This window comes from Levilactobacillus suantsaiihabitans (genome assembly GCF_004745505.1).
In the GTDB taxonomy this organism is placed as follows: Bacteria; Bacillota; Bacilli; order Lactobacillales; family Lactobacillaceae; genus Levilactobacillus; species Levilactobacillus suantsaiihabitans.
Genome location: NZ_RKLX01000007.1, coordinates 93,120 through 110,856, shown reverse-complemented (window position 1 = coordinate 110,856; position 17,737 = coordinate 93,120). Strand labels below are relative to the sequence as shown.

Sequence of the window (17,737 nt, the reverse complement as noted above, 5' to 3'; positions counted from 1 at the left end):
TCCGAGCAGTCAGCTGAAGGTTGAAAGTGAAAATCAGCTGGAATTACTGTTAACATACGGTTCATGGTGTCAAAAATAGTCGTTTACAGCCACATAAGACGAACTGGCCGCCTACCGTTCGCCAAATATGGGTTGGAACGCTGGGGCGGACGGGTCGAGCCAAAAAGCGGTCTCGACGCCTCGCTTTGAGCCGCAGAACACGTCTCAAAGACGCCAGTTCCCTAAGCGACATGAACCACGTCACTAAGGGAACTCCCACGGCTGAACCCATATTTGGCGAACTCTCGGCTACGGTAGTGCTTGCCAGTAACAATCGTCTTAACCCTAGATAGTAGTTACATTGATGACTGTTTTTTCATTAACACAATGTCACTGATAGCCGTCACCCTTGCCGGAGACAGCCAGGATGGCCTCATCTGGATCGGTGGTGTTGGCTGAGGTCTTGTCTCAGCCTACAGCGCGGGACGACTTGAGAGACTGGCGGGTTTTTCCAGGCTTTCAAGCGAACCGGAAGCCCGCTTTTCAAGCTGAAGGTGTTCCCCAGAGCAGGCCCCACCCTAGCCTGATGCAGGCGCCTGGTTTTACCAATTTTAGATGTCGGAACACCGTCGTTACAGCAATCAGCGCGTTAATTTTAGGTTCAACCTTCAGCAGTCAGTTCCACTCATGCAAAAAGGCCGCCCCAGCGGACGACCTTTCCTAACTTTATTTTTGTTTAGCGACCACGTGGACGCGAATCTTAGCGGTCACGTCGCTGTGTAGCTTGACCGGTACGTTGGTGAAGCCCAGCGTCCGGATTGGTTCAGGGAGTTCAACCTTGCGCTTATCAATCTTTAAATCGAATTGCTTTTGTAAGGCTTGAACGATTTGCTTGCTCGGAATTGACCCAAACAACCGGTCGTCTTCCCCAGCCTTAGCCACGATTTCAACCACCGTCTTGTCGGCTTCCAAATGCTTTTGTAATTCCTTAGCTTCAGCCAATTCTTCAGCTTCGCGGCGTTGTTCCGCTTTACGTTCGGCATTCAACTGACTCATGGCGGATTGGTTGGCTTCCTTAGCCAAGCCCCGCTTGATCAGGAAATTTTGGGCGTAGCCATCGGGAACATTCTTGATTTCTCCGCGCTTACCCTTACCGCGAACGTCTTTCACAAAAATAACTTTCACGTCGTTCACTCCTCACTTATTCCATATCTAATCTTATCCTACGCCACCTCACGCCCAGAAGCAATTAACTATGTGGTCGCCGGCTCAGGCTCAGCCGTGTGGTTGAGGATATCCAATAATGCTTGTTTGACCTCAGCGACTGTCTTGTCACTGATCTGCGTGGCCGCATTGGAGAGGTGCCCGCCGCCGCCCATGGCTTCCATGGTCAGCTGCACGTTGATCTCACCCAACGACCGCGCGGAAATGCCGACCCGACCGTCCGCCCGTCGCGTAATCACAAACGAGGCGTCCACGCCTGACATGTTCAAGAGGTCATCGGCCGCCTGGGCCGCGGTGACAGGATCGTAGGTCTGGTCCTCTTCACCCGTGATCAGGGCCATGTCTTCGTTGACAAACTCAACCATTTCAATCAAATGATTGCGTTGCAAATAACTGTCGACGTTTTCCTTCATATACTGCTGCATCTCAACGGCATCGGCCCCGGCTGACCGCAAATAACTGGCGGCGTCAAAGGTCCGCGTCCCGGTCCGCAACGAGAAGTGTTTGGTATCCACGAAGATCCCGGTCAACATCGCCGTGGCTTCCAGCTTGTTGATGGGTTCGCCCTCTTGGGACTGGTACTCAAACATTTCGGTGATCAGCTCACACGTCGAGCTGGCGTACGGTTCAATGTAGACCAGCAGCGGATTTTCAGGGAACTCTTCGCCGCGCCGGTGGTGGTCAATGATCATCACCCGATTTTCCAGGCGTTGATAGAGTTCGGCCGAAATTGAAATGGACGGCTTCGAGTGGTCGACCATCAAGAGCATGCTCTGGTCGGTCGCCTTTTCCAAGGCCTCGGCTGGCGAAATGATGGCTGCATCCACGTCGGGATAGGCCTTCAAATTATCCAATAACCGTTGCACATCGGAATGGACGGTCTCCTTGTCGAGCACGATCCAGCAAGTCTTGTTGTTCATCTTGGCGATCCGGCGAATCCCCAGGCAGGCACCCAGCGAATCCATATCCGGTTGGGTATGCCCCTGCACGAAGATCTGGTCGGATTCGCTCATCAGCTCTTGGAGGGCTTGGGAAATCATCCGCGCCCGGACCCGCGTCCGTTTCTCCATCGGGTTGGTCTTCCCGCCGTAGTAGCGGGCCTCTTGGTCGGCCGCCTTAACGACGACTTGGTCGCCGCCCCGACCCAGAGCCAGATCCAGGTTACTCTGCGCTTGGTCGGCCAGCTTATTCAGGTTCGCATCGCCGTACGCGATTCCCATACTGAGCGTCAAAGGGAAGTTTTGCTTCGACGTGCTCTCCCGAATCGTGTCGAGAATCTTGAACTTATCCGCCTCGATGGCCGCCAACGACTTGGCGTAGGCCAACACGAAGTAGTGGTCATCATCCAGCTGCTTTAGGTACATATCAAATTGCTGAACCCAAGCAGACAGCTCGTTGGTCACATAATTGCGCAGGTTCGAAATATCTTGGTCGGTCATCGACTGCGTAATTTCATCGTAGTTATCCAAGAAAATTTGGCCAATCGCAATCTTTTCGTCGTCATACTGTTCTTGAATCAGCTGGTAATGGGTGATGTCATACAGGTAAACCGCGTGGAAATCCGGCTGGACGTACAGGGTGAAGCGGTAGTCGCGCCAGCTCACGGTCGTCATGGTCTGCGGTTTGGTCGTGGCCACCAATTTGGCCAGGTCCGCGTCCACGTCACTGAGCGACCGATTCAACACGTCGGTATCACCGAAGTAGTGCTGCAAATACGGGTTGACCCACTCAATCTGATCGGTATCGCCCAAGATCATGACACCAGGCGGCATGCGAATCAACGCCTCCTGCTCACCTTGTTGGATGCGAAACGACAGGTCGGAAATGTACTGCGTGGTGTCGGCCCCAATCTCGGCCATGGTATTAAAGACCAGTAACATTGAGATGCCGACTAGCACCAAAATGACGAGTCCAAAGATCCAGTTCAATAGAAACGACAGCACGATACCTAGAATTGCCAGCAGTGCCATGAGCACCGCAATTCCCCGCAGCCGCCGATTCTGTAAGAACTCGGGTACATTGGCTCGTGAAAATATTTTATTCATACTTGCTCCTCATCTGTTTCATCAAAAAAGTTATGGTTACCCGGGCACTTGCCGTCGGGTCAGAAAGTTACAAATAATACCTATATTTTAGCACACTTCGGGGTCAGGACAAAACGTTGGTCCCGGTTAAAAACCGCGTCACGACGGGCCTGCCGTGAAATTTCGGGTCACCCTAATTTTACGCGAACAGCCCTTGACCTTGACGCTACGACAACCCTTATAGTAGGTTGTAAGCAAGACAGGAGGTGGTCACCTTGACCTACAGCATTCAAGCACTCGCTAAGCTCGCCGGCGTGAGTCCGCGGACGCTGCGTTACTACGACCAGATTGGACTACTGCCGGCCGACCGGGATCCGCATAACGGTTACCGGATGTATCCGGCCGCAGCCGTGGATCGCCTGCAGCTGATTCGCTACTTTCAGCTGTTCGGCTTCACCCTGACTCAGATTCACTCACTGCTGGCCCAATCGCCGGCAGCCCAAACGGCCGCGCTCCAGGAACAGCGCACCCATTTGGTTAAGCAACGTGACCAACTCACGGCCTTGCTGACGACTTTAGACCGCACCCTAGCGGCCAGAAATGGAGGTCACCCCATGACCGATTCAGAAAAATTTGCCGCATTCAAACAAGACCAGCTCACGGCCAACGCCCAAAAATTTGGTGCGGAGGTCCGGCAACGCTACGGTGACACAACCTTTACTGCCAGTCAGGCAAAATTTGCCAACTTAAGTGAGGCAGACTACCAGCGCATGCAAGCCACCGAGCAGCAGCTCTTTGACGCCCTAAGAGACGTGTGCCACAGTGGCGACCTCACCAGTCCGGTAGCCCAACACATCTATGCCTTGCATCGTGACTGGCTATGTTTCACGTGGAACAATTATTCAATTGCTGCTCATCGTGGCTTAGCTCAGTTATATCAAAGCGATGCCCGCTTTGCCCAATATTACAATGACCGTGTTGGCTCTCCGCAAGCCACTTCATTCCTGGTTGCGGCCATCTTACAAGCAACTGAAGGTTGAAAGGCGGAAATCAACTGAAACCATTGTGATCATGCGACTTATGACATCAAAAATAGTCATTTACAGCCTCACAATCCGAACTGGCCACCTACCGTTCGCCGTGGCACGCCCCTGGTCTCCGAAAACCACTGTACCTGATCCCCCGTTAAAATTTGTCATTGACATTCTGAAAATTCCTGCTAAACTAGCAATCATTAACAATTGATTAGAAAATTAAAAAGTAATGACGAAGACCAGTAACGTTGTCGGTCATTGTTAGCGAGCCCGGTTAAGTGCAAGCGGGTCAAGGCTAACAACGCGAACTCCCTTCCGAACTGTCAGCTGAACGCCAGTAAGCCCGACCGGTCGCACCCGTTATCTGTGCAGTGAATCGCACCCGACTGAGCAGTTGGACCTAGCCAACGCCCCTCAGTCTCTAGGAGGGATTGCCGTTCACATTCGAGTTAAAAACAAGGTGGTACCGTGCGACAGCACCCTTACGGAAACGATTTCCGTAAGGGTGCTTTTTTGTTTTTCCCACCCGTCTAATCAATTGCCACTAGGAGGTTGTTTCACATGAAACATTTTATGCGTTTGGTTCCCCTATCACTACTCATGCTCGTCACCCTCAGCGCCTGCGGGACTGCCGCGGGAAAGTCGCAGCACAATCGGACTTTAAATGTCACCTTAGCTGATGAACCTGCGACGGTCGATCCCAATAAAGACACCGATACCAACAGCGCGAGTGTCATTTTTCAAACGATGGAAGGACTCTACACCTACAGCAAATCGCACAAGATTGTCGCGGGCGTGGCCACCAAGGTCGTCCAGCCCACCAATCACGGTAAAACCTACACGTTCACCCTCAAGGCCAACGCCAAATGGGCCAACGGTCAAGCCGTTACGGCCCAAGACTTTGTCACCTCACTACGGCGAATGGCCGATCCGCGAACGAAGGCCCAGTACGCCAGTGTACTTGCTGCGGTCAAAAACTACAGTGCCATTCAACACAGCCGCTTAGCTCCCAGCAAGCTGGGGGTCACGGCTCTGAGCAAGACTAAGCTTCGCATCAACTTAACACGGGCAGTGCCCTACTTTAACGACCTGTTGCCAGCAAATATTACCCGCTCAATACCGCTGCCGTCAAAAAATACGGTAGTCGCTACGGGACCAGCGCCGCTACGGCAGTTGCCAACGGCCCGTACAAACTCGTTGGCTGGACTGGCAGCAACGCCACTTGGCATTACGTCAAGAATCGCCACTACTGGAATGCTGATAAGGTCAACATCAACCGCATCAAGGTCGCCGTCACGAAGGATCAATCGACTGCCGTCAATTTGTTTAAGGCGGGGAAGATTCAAGAAACGACCGTCAGTGGCGAATACGTCCGGGCCAATCGCAATGACTCGCAGCTCAAGACCCACCTCTTGGGACGCATGAACTTTCTTTACTTTAATCACCAAAAGCAAGTCACCGACTCTGAAAATCTCCGTCAAGCCGTTTCCTTTGTCATCGACCGTCAGCAATTGACCAGTCAGGTCCTTCAGGATGGCTCAAAACCCGCCCTCAGTGCCATTCCTCGCGGAGACCAAACCAATCCGCAGACTGGTGGCGACATGGCCCAAGAAACTGGCAACCTGTTGCCCCACAATATCGCCAAGGCCAAACGCTACTGGCAAAAATATCTGCGTGAAACTGGCCAGCAAGCCGTCACTCTGGATATTTTGACCGACGATAGTGATGACGATAAAAAGATTGGGACCTATCTGCAATCCGTGATGGAAAAATACTTTAAGGGACTGACCGTTAAGACCACCGCATTACCCCACGCCCAACACGTGGCCCGTGACTTTTCCGGTGATTTTGAAATCAATCTGATCGGCTGGTCGACCAATTGGCTGGACGCATCGGACTATCTCGACCTGGCTGCCAAGAATAATTCCGTTAACTTCACCCATTGGAACGACCCCACGTACAACCGCCTATTGACTCAGGCCGAAGCGCAAACCGGACAAACCCGCTATAACGGCTTGGTTCGTGCCAACAAATACCTGATGGCCGTCAAAGGCTACGTCCCACTTTACCAGCCAGCCGAAGCCAAGCTGATCAGCAAGCAAGTCGGCGGTCTGACTTACGACTTGCTAAATGATGCCCAATACCAATACGCCTACTGGAAATAGGCGGCACACATTTAAAGGGGGTGACCCGTTTTTCCGTAATTAATCACACGACCAAAATCCATCAAGGAGGAACTTGCTTATGACGAAAAAAACATTCTTTAATTGCACCCTATTTGACGGGGCGACGGACCACAACGAACCAAACGCTTGGTTCACCGTTGACACGACCACTGGTAAATTGACTGCACGGGGCACCGGCCAACCGGACCCGGCTGACCAACAGATCGACTTACACGGACAGTATGTCATGCCCGGCTTCATCAATGTCCATACCCACATCACCAGCAATCCCGAATCCTTTAGCGGTAGCTTTGGTGCCTCAGAATCAGAATCGGCCGTCTTTGGCTACGAGAACTTGCAAAAATTGCTTCGCTCCGGGGTGACTTACATCCGTCAATGTGGGTCAACTTACGATGTCGATATCAAGCTCAAGCGCCTACAACGGGCCGGTCGCCTGCCTAAAACACCGCACATCATGGCGTCCGGTCGGGCATTTTCCATGACTGGTGGCCACGGTGACGGCCGCAATTCGGCCTACTTGGTCGACTCGCCTGACGAAATGCGGAAAGGCGTCCGTCAAGCGTTCAAAGCCGGCGCTGAATGTATCAAGGTCATGGCAACCGGTGGCGTCATGACGCCCAATGATTTCATGGAAGACCCCCAACTCTCCGTGCCAGAGATGCGCGTGGCCGTTGAGGAAGCTCACCATAAGCGGCGCATTGTTGCGGCCCACGCAGAAGGTAACCCAGGAATTCAAAATGCCCTGGACGCCGGCGTTGATTCGATTGAACACGGGTTCTACGTCAATGAAGCGGAAGCCCAACAGATGATTGCGCAACGGACCTATCTGACCCCCACGCTCATCGCCGAATGGGTCATCCCTGAAAAGGGTGTCGGCGTGCTTCCTGACTGGGAAGTCAAAAAGGCCGCGGATGCGATCGATGACACCTACCGTAACCTCAAGCGGGCCTTTGAACTAGGCGTGAAATTCACGTGTGGGACGGATGCCGGAACCCCCTTTAACGGTTTCGACCGCACCCCCGACGAGTTTGGCCTCCTCACCAAGATTGGGATGACCCCGGCTCAAGCCTACCAGTGCTCTAGCATCAACTCTGCCCAACTTTTAGGCATCGCCGATAGCTACGGTACCCTAGAGATTGGCAAGCACGCCGATTTTCAAGTCCTAACAGCTGACCCCTTAGCCGATACTCAGGCCGTCAAACAATCAGACAAACACGTTTACATCGACGGTCAGCAGCAATTTTAAAAATCAAGCCAATTTAAGTGCAAAAAGAGACCAACCACATTCCTGTAGTTGGTCTCTCTTTAGTTGAAGGACTAGCCTTCATCACTGACGAAAGGCATTAAGCCCATAATCCGTGAACGCTTGATAGCGATAGTTAACTTACGTTGGTTCTTGGCACTAGTACCAGTCACCCGGCGAGGTAAGATCTTACCCCGTTCGGAGATGAACCGACGCAATAAGTCAGTATCTTTGTAATCAATGTATTCGATGTGGTTGGCTGCAATAAAGTCAACCTTACGACGGCGACGGCCGCCACGACGTTGTCCTGCCATAGGAAATTCCCTCCTCGTATTTAGAAATTAGAACGGTAAATCATCATCGGAAATGTCAATGGAATCACCGGAATTGGCAAACGGATCGGCTGCGTTATTGTTCCCAGCGTTCCCCTGATTGTTGTTTCCAGGATTTGGCGTCGTATTTTGAGCTGGACCAGACTGAGCTGGATTCCCACTCGTGTACGGGTTGGCATTTTGATTCTGATTCTGCTGAGGAGCATTATTATTCATGGAACCGCCATTGTAGTTACCCCCGGCGTTGTTGTTCGCGTTGCGAGAACGCGGTTCAAGGAACGAAAAGTCCTCGACAACAACTTCGGTAACGTAAACACGTTGGCCTTGTTGATTTTCGTAATTCCGGGTCTGGATGCGCCCTTCAATTCCGACAAGGGACCCCTTGTGGAAAAAGTTAGCAAAGTTTTCCGCAGATTTGCGCCAAATGACACAACTTACGAAATCAGCTTCCCGTTCACCAGATTTGTTGGTGAACCGCCGATCAACGGCCAGCGTGAAGGTGGCAACAGCAGCACCGCCTTGGGTGTAGCGTAAGTCAACATCCCGTGTCAGTCGGCCAGTAAGTACTACTCGGTTGATCATTGCTGAATAACTCCTCTCAAAAATTAAAGTTTAAATTAGTCTTCGCGCTTAACGATCATGTGACGTAAGATGCTGTCATTGATCTTGGATAAACGGTCGAATTCGTTTAAGGCTTCGTCATTAGTTGCGTTTAACGTGATAACGTGGTAGATACCTTCGTTAAAGCCACCAATTTCGTATGCGAACCGACGCTTTGACCAGTCTTTCGAGTTGATCAATTCTGCACCGTTGTCAGTCAGTAACTTGTCGAAGCGTTCAACCAAAGCGGTCTTAGCGGCATCGTCAAGGTCTGGACGAATGATGTAGGTGATTTCGTATTTAGTAGTTTCCATGAATGTTACACCTCCTTATGGACTTCAGGCCCCCGCTGCAATGCGGAAGCAAGGAGAGACACTAGCGTAAGCCAGATACTCACAAGCTAGTAGTATAGCATAGATTTAATTCTGAAGCAAATCGGGGCCGACCGATGGGTTGCTTACTTACGTTACACCCATCAACTCCGTAAAAAATCGCCAAATATTTTTGAATCTCGCAACTTCTTTAAAATTTTTCGGGCTGATCGGCAAGATGAAAGAATGCCGCCCGTTCCGGTTGCGTCATTTTCAACGCCAGCGCAAGCAAGAGATAACAATCCGGCAAGAGATAGGTCGTCTGGTGCTGCACATCCCAGGCGATGGCCTCGCGTAACAAGGTAATCGCTGCTTGCGGCCGGTTTAAGTTCAGCTGTGCTTGGGCATATTGGTAAAAAACCAACGTCAAATTTTCCGGCGCATCTCTTACCCGGCCCTCCCGGATGACCGTCACCGCCCGGTCAAAACCCGACAGATCCGGTTCGGGCGTTGTGAGGTCCCTAACGCTATTTTCCGCCGCCAGTAACAAGAGGTCTAGCGAGCGGTAGACTTGCGGGGATTGGGGGGTCATAAACATCAGGCCCGCGCGTAAATGTAACTGGGCGGCCTCCACATCCCCGATTGCCGCCAGCGAGCGGCCATAGTAATACAGGATGGCCTGGCGATCCGTGTCAGTGGTCAACTGGCGCAGCACGTCACCAGCGGCCACATTGGCCACCAGTTGACCGTATGCCTGCTTTTGCCACCAAGATTGCAGTCGCCGGTCAAACACGGGGAGACGCCGAATGGGATAGCTCTGCGGCAAGGGCCGGTTGCGTACGATTCCCAGTTGTTGGTACAGTTGGGTCAACTGGGCCACGCTGGGGGAGCGCTGCCCCTGTTCAATTGCCGCCAAAACGTCCAGTGGACACACGCGCGTTGCTAAGGCAGTCAACGCCACCCCTCGTTGTTGGCGGCACTGCTGCAAATAACGACCGACCGATTCTCCCGTCATCGTCCCTTCTCCCCTCTGATTGAGTTGTTACTGCTAAGATACCAAATCGGTGCAATAAAGTAAACAGATTAAATCATATACAATTATTTAAATATTTTAAATAATTTTGATTATAACAAGCTTAGTTAGCCGCCATCAGCTTCAAATAAATTGCTCACTTCAGTATCTAATCCGGCAAAACAATTAGTAGTTGTATAAATCACACCTATGATTACCGCTTACGCCACCAACACCAACCCAATCCGCCTAACAATAGACTTCCCCAAATCAGCGCTACCCGGGACAACTGCTCCCCCGTCGCGGGTAATTGTTGGTTGGCTGGTTGCGCGGCAGCCGGTGATTGTCTTGACTGCATTGACTGTTTTGCTGGCTGTTGTCCCCGCTGGCGTTGCGCTGACCGTGACTCAGCTGGCCGGTTTTCTGGCATAATCAGATCACCAGAATTTCCCGTCTGTACCGGCTGGTCGGGTTGCGGGGTGACTTGGTCGGCCGCATCCCCAGATTCAATGGGCTGGACTGGTTGCGGTTGCGGCGTGGGGGCCGGTGTTAATCCTGGATTCGGCGTTGGTGTTGGATTTGGGCTTGGGTTGGGGCCTGGGTTCGGGTCTGGCGCCGGATCAGGGTTCGGTTCAGGGTTGGGATTCGGCTCAGGCGTCGGCTCTGGATTGGGATTTGGATTAGGATTGGGCTCCGGACTGGGCCCTGGATCAGGCGTCGGATTTGGGTCTGGCGTCGGTTCCGGGTTGGGTTCCGGGTTGGGTTCCGGGTTGGGTTCCGGGTTGGGCTCCGGATCAGGATCGGGGTCTGGCGTTGGTTCCGGATTGGGTTCCGGGTCTGGCTTAGGATCAGGATCTGGGTCCGGATCAGGTCCCGGGTCCGGCTTCACTGCCATCCGGCGATAGTACAGCTGGACCGCCACCGGATCTTCCATAAAGTCACCGAACAGACTATCGGTACTACTCCGGACAAATTCATAGCCCGGAATCAGCAAAGGCGTCAGCGTATACATTGACCCCAGAAGCCCCTGTTGAGTTTGCGACGGCGCCAGTTTCTGATGCGTGTCAATATCCTGGTAGTCGATTCGCAGGTCACGCAACTTGGGGACCCGTACGTAGGTATCGGCCATCGCCGACGTGTAGTGGTGCTCCAGTTCAGCAACGCTCAGCAACTGGCCCTGCGGATGCGCCACCGTTCCTGTCCCCACGGCCTGCCATTGACTATCTTTTTGCTCGTCCATGTTCGTCAGTCCCAGACCGACCGTGTAGCCGTGCGCATCCAGCAGCAAGTTCTTCGGTCCCAGCCGCACCGTCTTCAATGCCGGCATATACGCCAGCATGTCCTCGACGCGCCCATCCGTCCAAAAGACATCATTGGGGCGATAGTCCAAATGGGTCATGTCAAATCCCGACAGGTCCAAATTTTTCACGAGCGCATAAATAAACATCTTTTGCATACTGGCCGCCCGTGCCGTTTGCCAGCCACTCACATCGAGCGTCTTTATCCGCGCCCGGCCAAACATTTGCTCGAAATTTTCCACGTGGCGGACGTCCCAGTGAGCCAGGTCTAACGCCGGCACCCCCACGTCACGAAACATCTGCGTCATCGACGTCACGTGACTGACATCCCAGTCCGAAACCGCCAGCGTGGTGGCCGGAACGCCCTGAAACATCCGGTCCATATTCGTGACTCGTCCCGTTTGCCAGCCGGCGACGTCCAGGTGAGTCAACCGCTCACAGAGCCGAAACATCTCGTCCATGTCCGTCACGTGGCTGACGTCCCAGTGATGCAGATCCAGCCACCGCACCCCACTGTCGATAAACATATCGTCCATGCGAGTCACCTGATGCGTGTCCCACTCCTGGATATCCGGACCGCTTAACCGGGGCGTTTCCGCAAACATCCACCCCATGTTGGTCACCTGGCCCGTTTGCCAATCATCGATAGCCAAGTACTGCAGGTACGGCATCTCATCAAACATCGAGCCCATATCGGTAACGTGGCTCACGTCCCAATCATCGAGGTCCAGGCCACTCAGCGCCGTCTTGGCAAACATTCCATTCATGTTCGTTAAACTCGGTGTCCGCCAGCCCGTGAGTTTGAGTGTGCTGAGGCTATCGTCATCCCAAAACATCATCCACATCGACGTCACGTGGCTCACGTCCCAGTGACTCAAATCCAGCGTCCTTAACAGTTCGACATTTTGAAACATCCGCGCCATATTGGTGACCCGACTGGTATCCAACTGTGTGAAACCACTGACTTGCTGGAGCTGCGTGAAATCCGCAAATAGGCCGGCACTATTGGCGGGTAATTGTACCGGTCCTAGGACTTGGATCTCTTGCACCTCGCTGGCGTACTGCTGCCACGTTGGATTCCGCGCCAATTGGCCGGCTTCCAGGCGCAACACCCCATTGTGCAGCGTCCACTTAGACGTCCCCGACTGGCCAGAGGCCGTGGTCCCCCACGCGCTTCTGGTGGTCGCTACGACGCGGTTCGCTGCGGCTGGGACCGGTTGGAAGCTACGCCACTCCCAGCCACCCAACGCCACACTGACAACGACCCCTACCTTCAAGATAAAGTTGACTTCATGGACTTGTGTCCGCCAATTGCTTGTCATCATGTCCTCCTCCACATCCCCAAGGGACGCAATTTTCTAAAATTAACAGTTTTCATTCCTTTTGCCGGATTAGCAGTTAAGCCCCTTAATCCCGCAATCCCCATTTGGCTCAATCGGTTCACTTCAAATCGTCGCCAGCCTCAACCCCCTGGTGGTCGACGCCAACTGTCGTTTTCATGGTCTAGACCGAGTATAGTCACTTCCCCGAAAAATTGCCAGTAGAAACGTTTATTATTTAAACTATAGCCGATGGGCACAATTAAATTGTCCATCAGCTAACCGGGCTCGCCCCAGCAAAAAGAGCCTAGGATAAAACCTTCCTAGGCTCTTTCGCATTCCCTTATCTAGCTGAAGCGTGCGTCCAAAGGCAGCCAGTTTCACTCTCTTTTCTGGTCCTTAATGGCTGCCGAGATAAACCTTCCGATCCAATTTTGGTGCTTGAACCGGCGTCCCCGCTGCCGTCATATCCTTGATGTAATTGACAAAAGTATCCGTATCCGTCCCCACTGACGCCACGATCTTGGTGTCCTTAAAGGCCGCGAAGTTATCGCCACCACCATGCAAGAAATCATTGATGACGACGTTGTAGGTCGCATTCATCTCCAATGGATCGCCGTTGGCCTTGGTGATATCAGCCACCTGGTAAGGCGTGTCGACGCCACCAGCCGGATTGTCTGTGTAGGTGTAATGCAGCCCGGCAATCTGCAGGTAGTAGGCCTGTTTCTCATCATACTGCTGGTTCAACGCATCTTTGATCTGCTGACCCGTCATCTCGACGACTTGCAGGATGTTGCCAAATGGCTGAACGGCCGTGGCCGCGCCCCAGGTGATCGACTTGTCCGGTTTGACTGCCAGATCAGCCCGCACACCGCCATTGTTGGTCATCGCAAAGTCGGCCTTAGTGCCTAATTTATTGGCTTCATACAACTGCCCGTCGACGACCAGTTCCCCAGCCGCATTTTCCATGGTCTTAGAGTTGTTGAGACGCCCCGTAATTGTGGTGGCGGTAGCGGCTTGACCGATCACCGCATTGACCTGCGGAGCGACCCGCTTGTTGGCATCCGCCACGATGGCCGATACCTTAGCATTGTCCTTGACCTTCGGCGCCTGACTCTTCGGCAGAACCGGATAGACGTGTGACACTAAGCGCATGAATTTCCCAGTCTTAGGACTGATGTACCCTTGGGTGTTGTTGTAGGCCTTCCCCGTGTACACCGCCTGCACGACGCGCGTCTTCCCCACCGTCGCGTTGGCGTATTGATGGGAATGGCCGGCCACGTACAGGCCCACGTTATTCTTAGGATCCGTTTGGTTGACCTTCTTTAAAATGTCGACGGCCGACCCACTGGTTTGCTTACCGTAAGTCGAGACCCCGGTATGGGCCAGGACGACGACTGCCTTGACGCCCTTCTTGTTTAAAATGCGGTCATACTTCTTAATAGTCTGCGCTTCATCCAAGATTTGATAATCCTGGTAGTTTTGCAGGAGCGTCAAACTAGGCAGATCAGTCGTTTCAATCCCGATGAAGCCCACCTTTGCCTTTTTACCGTGGGCCTTGACCGTTTTGATGACGTAAGGCTGGTAGCCGTAAGGGCGCTTATGATTGCTCTTCTTGACCACGTTGGCAACCACGAGTTTGATCTTCGAATTTTGATGCGGATACTTTTGAATCAGCGAAGATGCCGTGGTGGCTGGCTTTTTCCCGGTCAGGATTCGGTTGAACTCGCCCAGGCCGTGATCGAATTCGTGATTTCCCAGCGTCCCCACCTGAAATTTCATGGCTGTTAACGCGTGCATCGTGGATTCATGCGCCAGCAGCGTTGAATTCGCCGGTGAGGCCCCGACCATATCGCCCGCCTCTACCCGAAAGGTATTCTTAGAGTGTTGGACTTTTTTAAAGTGGTTTTGGGCTTGATCCAAGCCAGCCGCTAGCCGCGTGACCGTCCCGACCCCCTCGTAGGTCTTCGTCCCGATATTGACGGAGCCCGTAGTCTCCAGCCCCCCATGCAGGTCATTGATACCTAAAATTTGAATGGGAATGGACCGCTTGTATTTCTTCGGCACCGTCTTGTACCCCGGTTGTGCGGTCGGTGCAGCGTAGCGGTCCGTCTTGGTCGTGACCTTTACAGTCTTGGCATTCGCCGTGATCGTCGAGAACTCACCACTCCCCGCGATCAATGCTGGAACCAAGAGTGTGCCCATTAAGACATGTTGCCAATGATGTTTACCCATAACAAAACCCTCCCTGAAAAATAATGGCTTGCAAATAGCCGTGTCTCCAGCGTATCAATGAAAATTCTTACAAACAATTCCTTTTTAAATTAAAATCAGGTGGTGACTTTAAGCTGGCAACGCGTGGGGTTGGTTGTTATGAAACACCAATCGGCCTATGAGAAAACATAAGCTACGAATGGCTACTATTCAGGCTTTCAGCCAGTTCGAGTTCCATTGGGTTAATCGTTTTACTTTCAGTGTTTACGTCTACAAGTAGACTTGTGGACAAAAGATTCCTCCCCGCAACCATCCGGTAGGAATTTTGATGCTACGCAAAAAAAATCAGCGCCGTACCCAATCGTCTAACGACTCAAAGGTACCACGCTGATTTTTATGACTATATTGATCTTTTAATTAAGCTTCCGGCGCATCCGAATCCGGCGTCGTTGCGGCGTTGTCTGGTGCAGCAGCCGGTGCCGTCTCACTAGCGGCACTGTTGTCTGCATCGGCATCATCGTCAGCGCTGTCGTCTTCTTTGTCGACCTTGGCCATGGTAGCGACCGTGGTGTCGTCTGCCAAACGAATCAGGTGTACCCCTAAGGTAGCCCGACCCGTTTCGGAAACGTCACTGCCGCTAAAGCGGATCATGACCCCTTTATCGGTGACCAACATGATATCTTCGTCACCGTCTAAGGTAGTCAGCCCGGCCAACGGTCCGTTCTTGGTCGTCACGTTGACCGTCTTGATTCCTTTACCACCACGTCCCTTGATTGGGTATTCACTGGCGGCCGTTTGCTTCCCATAACCCTTTTCGGAAATGACAAACACGCGACTGTCGGGCTTCAAGACGCTGGCGCCAATCACGTAGTCGTGGTCACGCAGGCGAATCCCGCGCACACCAGTGGCCGAGCGACCCATCGAGCGCACGTCTTGGGCCGCAAAGCTCACGGCGTACCCCAAGTGGGTCCCGATGATCATGTTGGCGTCGGCATTGATGATGGCAACATCGATCAGTTCGTCGTCTTCCTTCAGGTTGATGGCTTTCAGACCATTGCTGCGGATATTGGCAAACTCATCGACTGGCGTCCGCTTGACCGTGCCTTGGACCGTGGTGAAGAACAGATCACGCTGTTCGTTTTCACCCGGATTAGCAACGTTGATGACGGCTTGCACGTGCTCGTTGTTGTTGATCCCCAGCAGGTTGATCACGGGGATTCCCTTGGCGGTCCGGCCGTATTCAGGGATTTCGTAGCCCTTCATGCGGTAGACCTTCCCAGTGTTGGTGAAGAACAACAACATGTCGTGCGTGGAGGTCGCCACGAGGTGTTCGATGAAGTCATCATCGTGCACGCCCATGCCTTGAACCCCTTTACCACCGCGGTTTTGTGCCTTGAATTCAGACGTTGGCAAGCGCTTGATGTAGCCGTTGTGCGTCAAGGAAACCACGACGTCTTCTTCGGCGATCAAGTCTTCGTCTTCCAAGCTGAGGACTTCGCCGACCATCAATTCGGTCCGCCGGGCATCCCCAAACTTGTTTTGAATGTCTAACAATTCTTGGTAAATGATGTCTTGTTGGCGGTCCTTGGAGGCCAAGATTTCCTTGTAGTCCTTGATGTTCGCCATGACATCGTTGTATTCCTTTTCGACCTTTTCGCGTTCCAAACCGGTCAGGCGAACCAACCGCATGTCCAAAATGGCTTGCGATTGCTTGTCTGACAGGCTGTAGCGTGTCATCAATTCATTTTTAGCGACTTCCGCCGTTTGCGACTGGCGAATGATCGTGATGATGGCATCGATGTGGTCTAAGGCGATTCGCAACCCTTCCAGGATGTGGGCCCGCGCTTCAGCCTTGCGCAATTCGAAGGCCGTCCGGCGCTTGATGACCTGCAGCTGGAATTCCAGGTAGTACTGTAAGATGGCCTTTAAGCCCAGTACTTTCGGGGCTCCGTTGACGATAGCCAGCATGTTGATCCCAAATGAGGTCTGCATCAAGGTCATCTTGTACAGGTTGTTTAAAATGACTTCGGCACTGGCATCGCGGCGGACATCGATGACGATCCGCATCCCGGTCCGGTCGGTTTCATCGTTGACATCGGTAATGCCTTCGATCCGCTTGTCCCGGGCCAATTCAGCGATCCGTTCGATCAGCTTGGCCTTGTTGACCATGTACGGAATTTCCGTGGCCACGATCCGTTGCTTGCCGTTCTTTTCTTCTTCGATATCGACCTTAGCCCGCAAGGTAATGGTACCCTTCCCGGTCTCGTAAGCCCGGCGAATGGCGGCCTTCCCCATGACGATCCCACCGGTTGGGAAGTCGGGCCCTGGTAAGGCCTCCATTAACTCAGCCAGACTGGCATCGGGGTTTTTCATCAAGATGTGCAGTGCACTGATCACTTCCGTCAAGTTGTGCGGCGGAATGTTGGTGGCCATCCCCACGGCGATCCCGGAAGCCCCGTTGACTAACAGGTTCGGGAACCGTGATGGCAAGACGACGGGTTCGCGTTCGGACCCATCATAGTTGTCTTGAAAATCGATCGTATCCTTGTTGATGTCCCGCAGCATTTCCATGGCAATCTTACTCAACCGCGCTTCGGTATACCGCATGGCGGCGGCCCCGTCACCATCGACGGACCCGAAGTTCCCGTGACCGTCGACTAACATGTAACGGTACGAGAAGTCTTGGGCCATCCGCACCATGGATTCGTACACGGCGGAATCCCCATGTGGGTGATATTTCCCGAGGACATCCCCGACCATCCGGGCTGATTTCCGGAATGGCTTATCGGGGGTAATCCCCAGTTCATGCATATCGTACAAGATCCGGCGGTGGACTGGCTTCAAGCCATCCCGCACGTCCGGTAACGCCCGTTGAACAATCACACTCATTGCGTAATCCAAGAAGGATGAGCGCATCGTTTGTGACAGGTCAACGTCGGTAATCCGACTTAAATAATTTTG

Annotated in this window: 11 protein-coding genes and 2 pseudogenes; 4 read left to right on the top strand and 9 right to left on the bottom strand. The window is 52.9% G+C overall.

The annotated features are described in order from the left end of the window. Nucleotides 1-705: 705 nt before the first annotated feature. On the bottom strand, nt 706-1,164 hold the full coding sequence (gene rplI, locus EGT51_RS05785; RefSeq protein WP_125574696.1) for a 50S ribosomal protein L9: 459 nt from the start codon (nt 1,162-1,164) through the stop codon (nt 706-708). A gap of 68 nt (nt 1,165-1,232) precedes the next feature. Beyond that, entirely contained in the window at nt 1,233-3,248 is a 2,016-nt protein-coding gene (locus tag EGT51_RS05780) for a DHH family phosphoesterase (protein WP_135367812.1), read from the bottom strand. A gap of 254 nt (nt 3,249-3,502) precedes the next feature. Here EGT51_RS05780 and EGT51_RS05775 point away from each other — a divergent pair, with 254 nt between their 5' ends. From EGT51_RS05775 to EGT51_RS05765, 4 genes and pseudogenes are all read left to right on the top strand, one after another. Beyond that, the gene (locus EGT51_RS05775) at nt 3,503-4,267 is read left to right on the top strand and encodes a MerR family transcriptional regulator (protein ID WP_167850151.1); all 765 of its coding nucleotides are present in this window, start codon (nt 3,503-3,505) and stop codon (nt 4,265-4,267) included. 555 nt (nt 4,268-4,822) lie between these two features. Next, a pseudogene (locus EGT51_RS13150) lies at nt 4,823-5,314 on the top strand (ABC transporter substrate-binding protein); the annotation flags it as partial. Nucleotides 5,315-5,445: 131 nt separating this feature from the next. Next, nucleotides 5,446-6,426, top strand: a pseudogene (locus EGT51_RS13145) (peptide ABC transporter substrate-binding protein); the annotation flags it as partial. Between the two features lie 79 nt (nt 6,427-6,505). Beyond that, nucleotides 6,506-7,693, top strand: a complete 1,188-nt coding sequence (locus tag EGT51_RS05765) for a metal-dependent hydrolase family protein (protein ID WP_135367810.1) — start codon at nt 6,506-6,508, stop codon at nt 7,691-7,693. A gap of 71 nt (nt 7,694-7,764) precedes the next feature. Here the strand turns inward: EGT51_RS05765 and rpsR are convergent, their stop codons facing one another. From rpsR to gyrA, 7 genes are all read right to left on the bottom strand, one after another. Then, complete coding sequence (rpsR, locus tag EGT51_RS05760; RefSeq protein ID WP_129032222.1) at nt 7,765-8,004, bottom strand: 30S ribosomal protein S18; 240 nt, start codon at nt 8,002-8,004, stop codon at nt 7,765-7,767. A 27-nt stretch (nt 8,005-8,031) separates the two neighbouring features. Beyond that, nucleotides 8,032-8,604, bottom strand: coding sequence for a single-stranded DNA-binding protein (gene ssb / locus EGT51_RS05755; protein ID WP_135367809.1), 573 nt, complete (start codon nt 8,602-8,604; stop codon nt 8,032-8,034). 35 nt (nt 8,605-8,639) lie between these two features. Next, nucleotides 8,640-8,936 carry a 30S ribosomal protein S6 gene (rpsF, locus tag EGT51_RS05750; RefSeq protein ID WP_125574700.1) on the bottom strand — a complete coding sequence of 99 codons (297 nt, stop codon included), beginning with the start codon at nt 8,934-8,936 and terminating at the stop codon, nt 8,640-8,642. 208 nt (nt 8,937-9,144) lie between these two features. Beyond that, a complete protein-coding gene (locus EGT51_RS05745) occupies nt 9,145-9,948 on the bottom strand; it encodes a helix-turn-helix domain-containing protein (protein WP_135367808.1) in 804 nt (267 codons plus the stop codon). A gap of 211 nt (nt 9,949-10,159) precedes the next feature. After that, nucleotides 10,160-12,565, bottom strand: a complete 2,406-nt coding sequence (locus tag EGT51_RS05740; RefSeq protein WP_167850150.1) for a BspA family leucine-rich repeat surface protein — start codon at nt 12,563-12,565, stop codon at nt 10,160-10,162. Nucleotides 12,566-12,961: 396 nt separating this feature from the next. Beyond that, entirely contained in the window at nt 12,962-14,797 is a 1,836-nt protein-coding gene (locus EGT51_RS05735; RefSeq protein WP_135367806.1) for a bifunctional metallophosphatase/5'-nucleotidase, read from the bottom strand. A 396-nt stretch (nt 14,798-15,193) separates the two neighbouring features. Continuing rightward, nucleotides 15,194-17,692, bottom strand: a complete 2,499-nt coding sequence (gene gyrA, locus EGT51_RS05730; RefSeq protein WP_135367825.1) for a DNA gyrase subunit A — start codon at nt 17,690-17,692, stop codon at nt 15,194-15,196. Nucleotides 17,693-17,737: the final 45 nt, after the last annotated feature.

Bases quoted from the DNA above. Each gene is read 5' to 3' on its own strand.
- EGT51_RS05780 (WP_135367812.1), bottom strand. From the start codon at position 3,248: ATGAATAAAATATTTTCACGAGCCAATGTACCCGAGTTCTTACAGAAT.
- EGT51_RS05765 (WP_135367810.1), top strand. From the start codon at position 6,506: ATGACGAAAAAAACATTCTTTAATTGCACCCTATTTGACGGGGCGACG.
- rpsR (WP_129032222.1), bottom strand. From the start codon at position 8,004: ATGGCAGGACAACGTCGTGGCGGCCGTCGCCGTCGTAAGGTTGACTTT.
- ssb (WP_135367809.1), bottom strand. From the start codon at position 8,604: ATGATCAACCGAGTAGTACTTACTGGCCGACTGACACGGGATGTTGAC.
- rpsF (WP_125574700.1), bottom strand. From the start codon at position 8,936: ATGGAAACTACTAAATACGAAATCACCTACATCATTCGTCCAGACCTT.
- EGT51_RS05745 (WP_135367808.1), bottom strand. From the start codon at position 9,948: ATGACGGGAGAATCGGTCGGTCGTTATTTGCAGCAGTGCCGCCAACAA.
- EGT51_RS05740 (WP_167850150.1), bottom strand. From the start codon at position 12,565: ATGACAAGCAATTGGCGGACACAAGTCCATGAAGTCAACTTTATCTTG.
- EGT51_RS05735 (WP_135367806.1), bottom strand. From the start codon at position 14,797: ATGGGTAAACATCATTGGCAACATGTCTTAATGGGCACACTCTTGGTT.
- gyrA (WP_135367825.1), bottom strand. From the start codon at position 17,692: ATGCGCTCATCCTTCTTGGATTACGCAATGAGTGTGATTGTTCAACGG.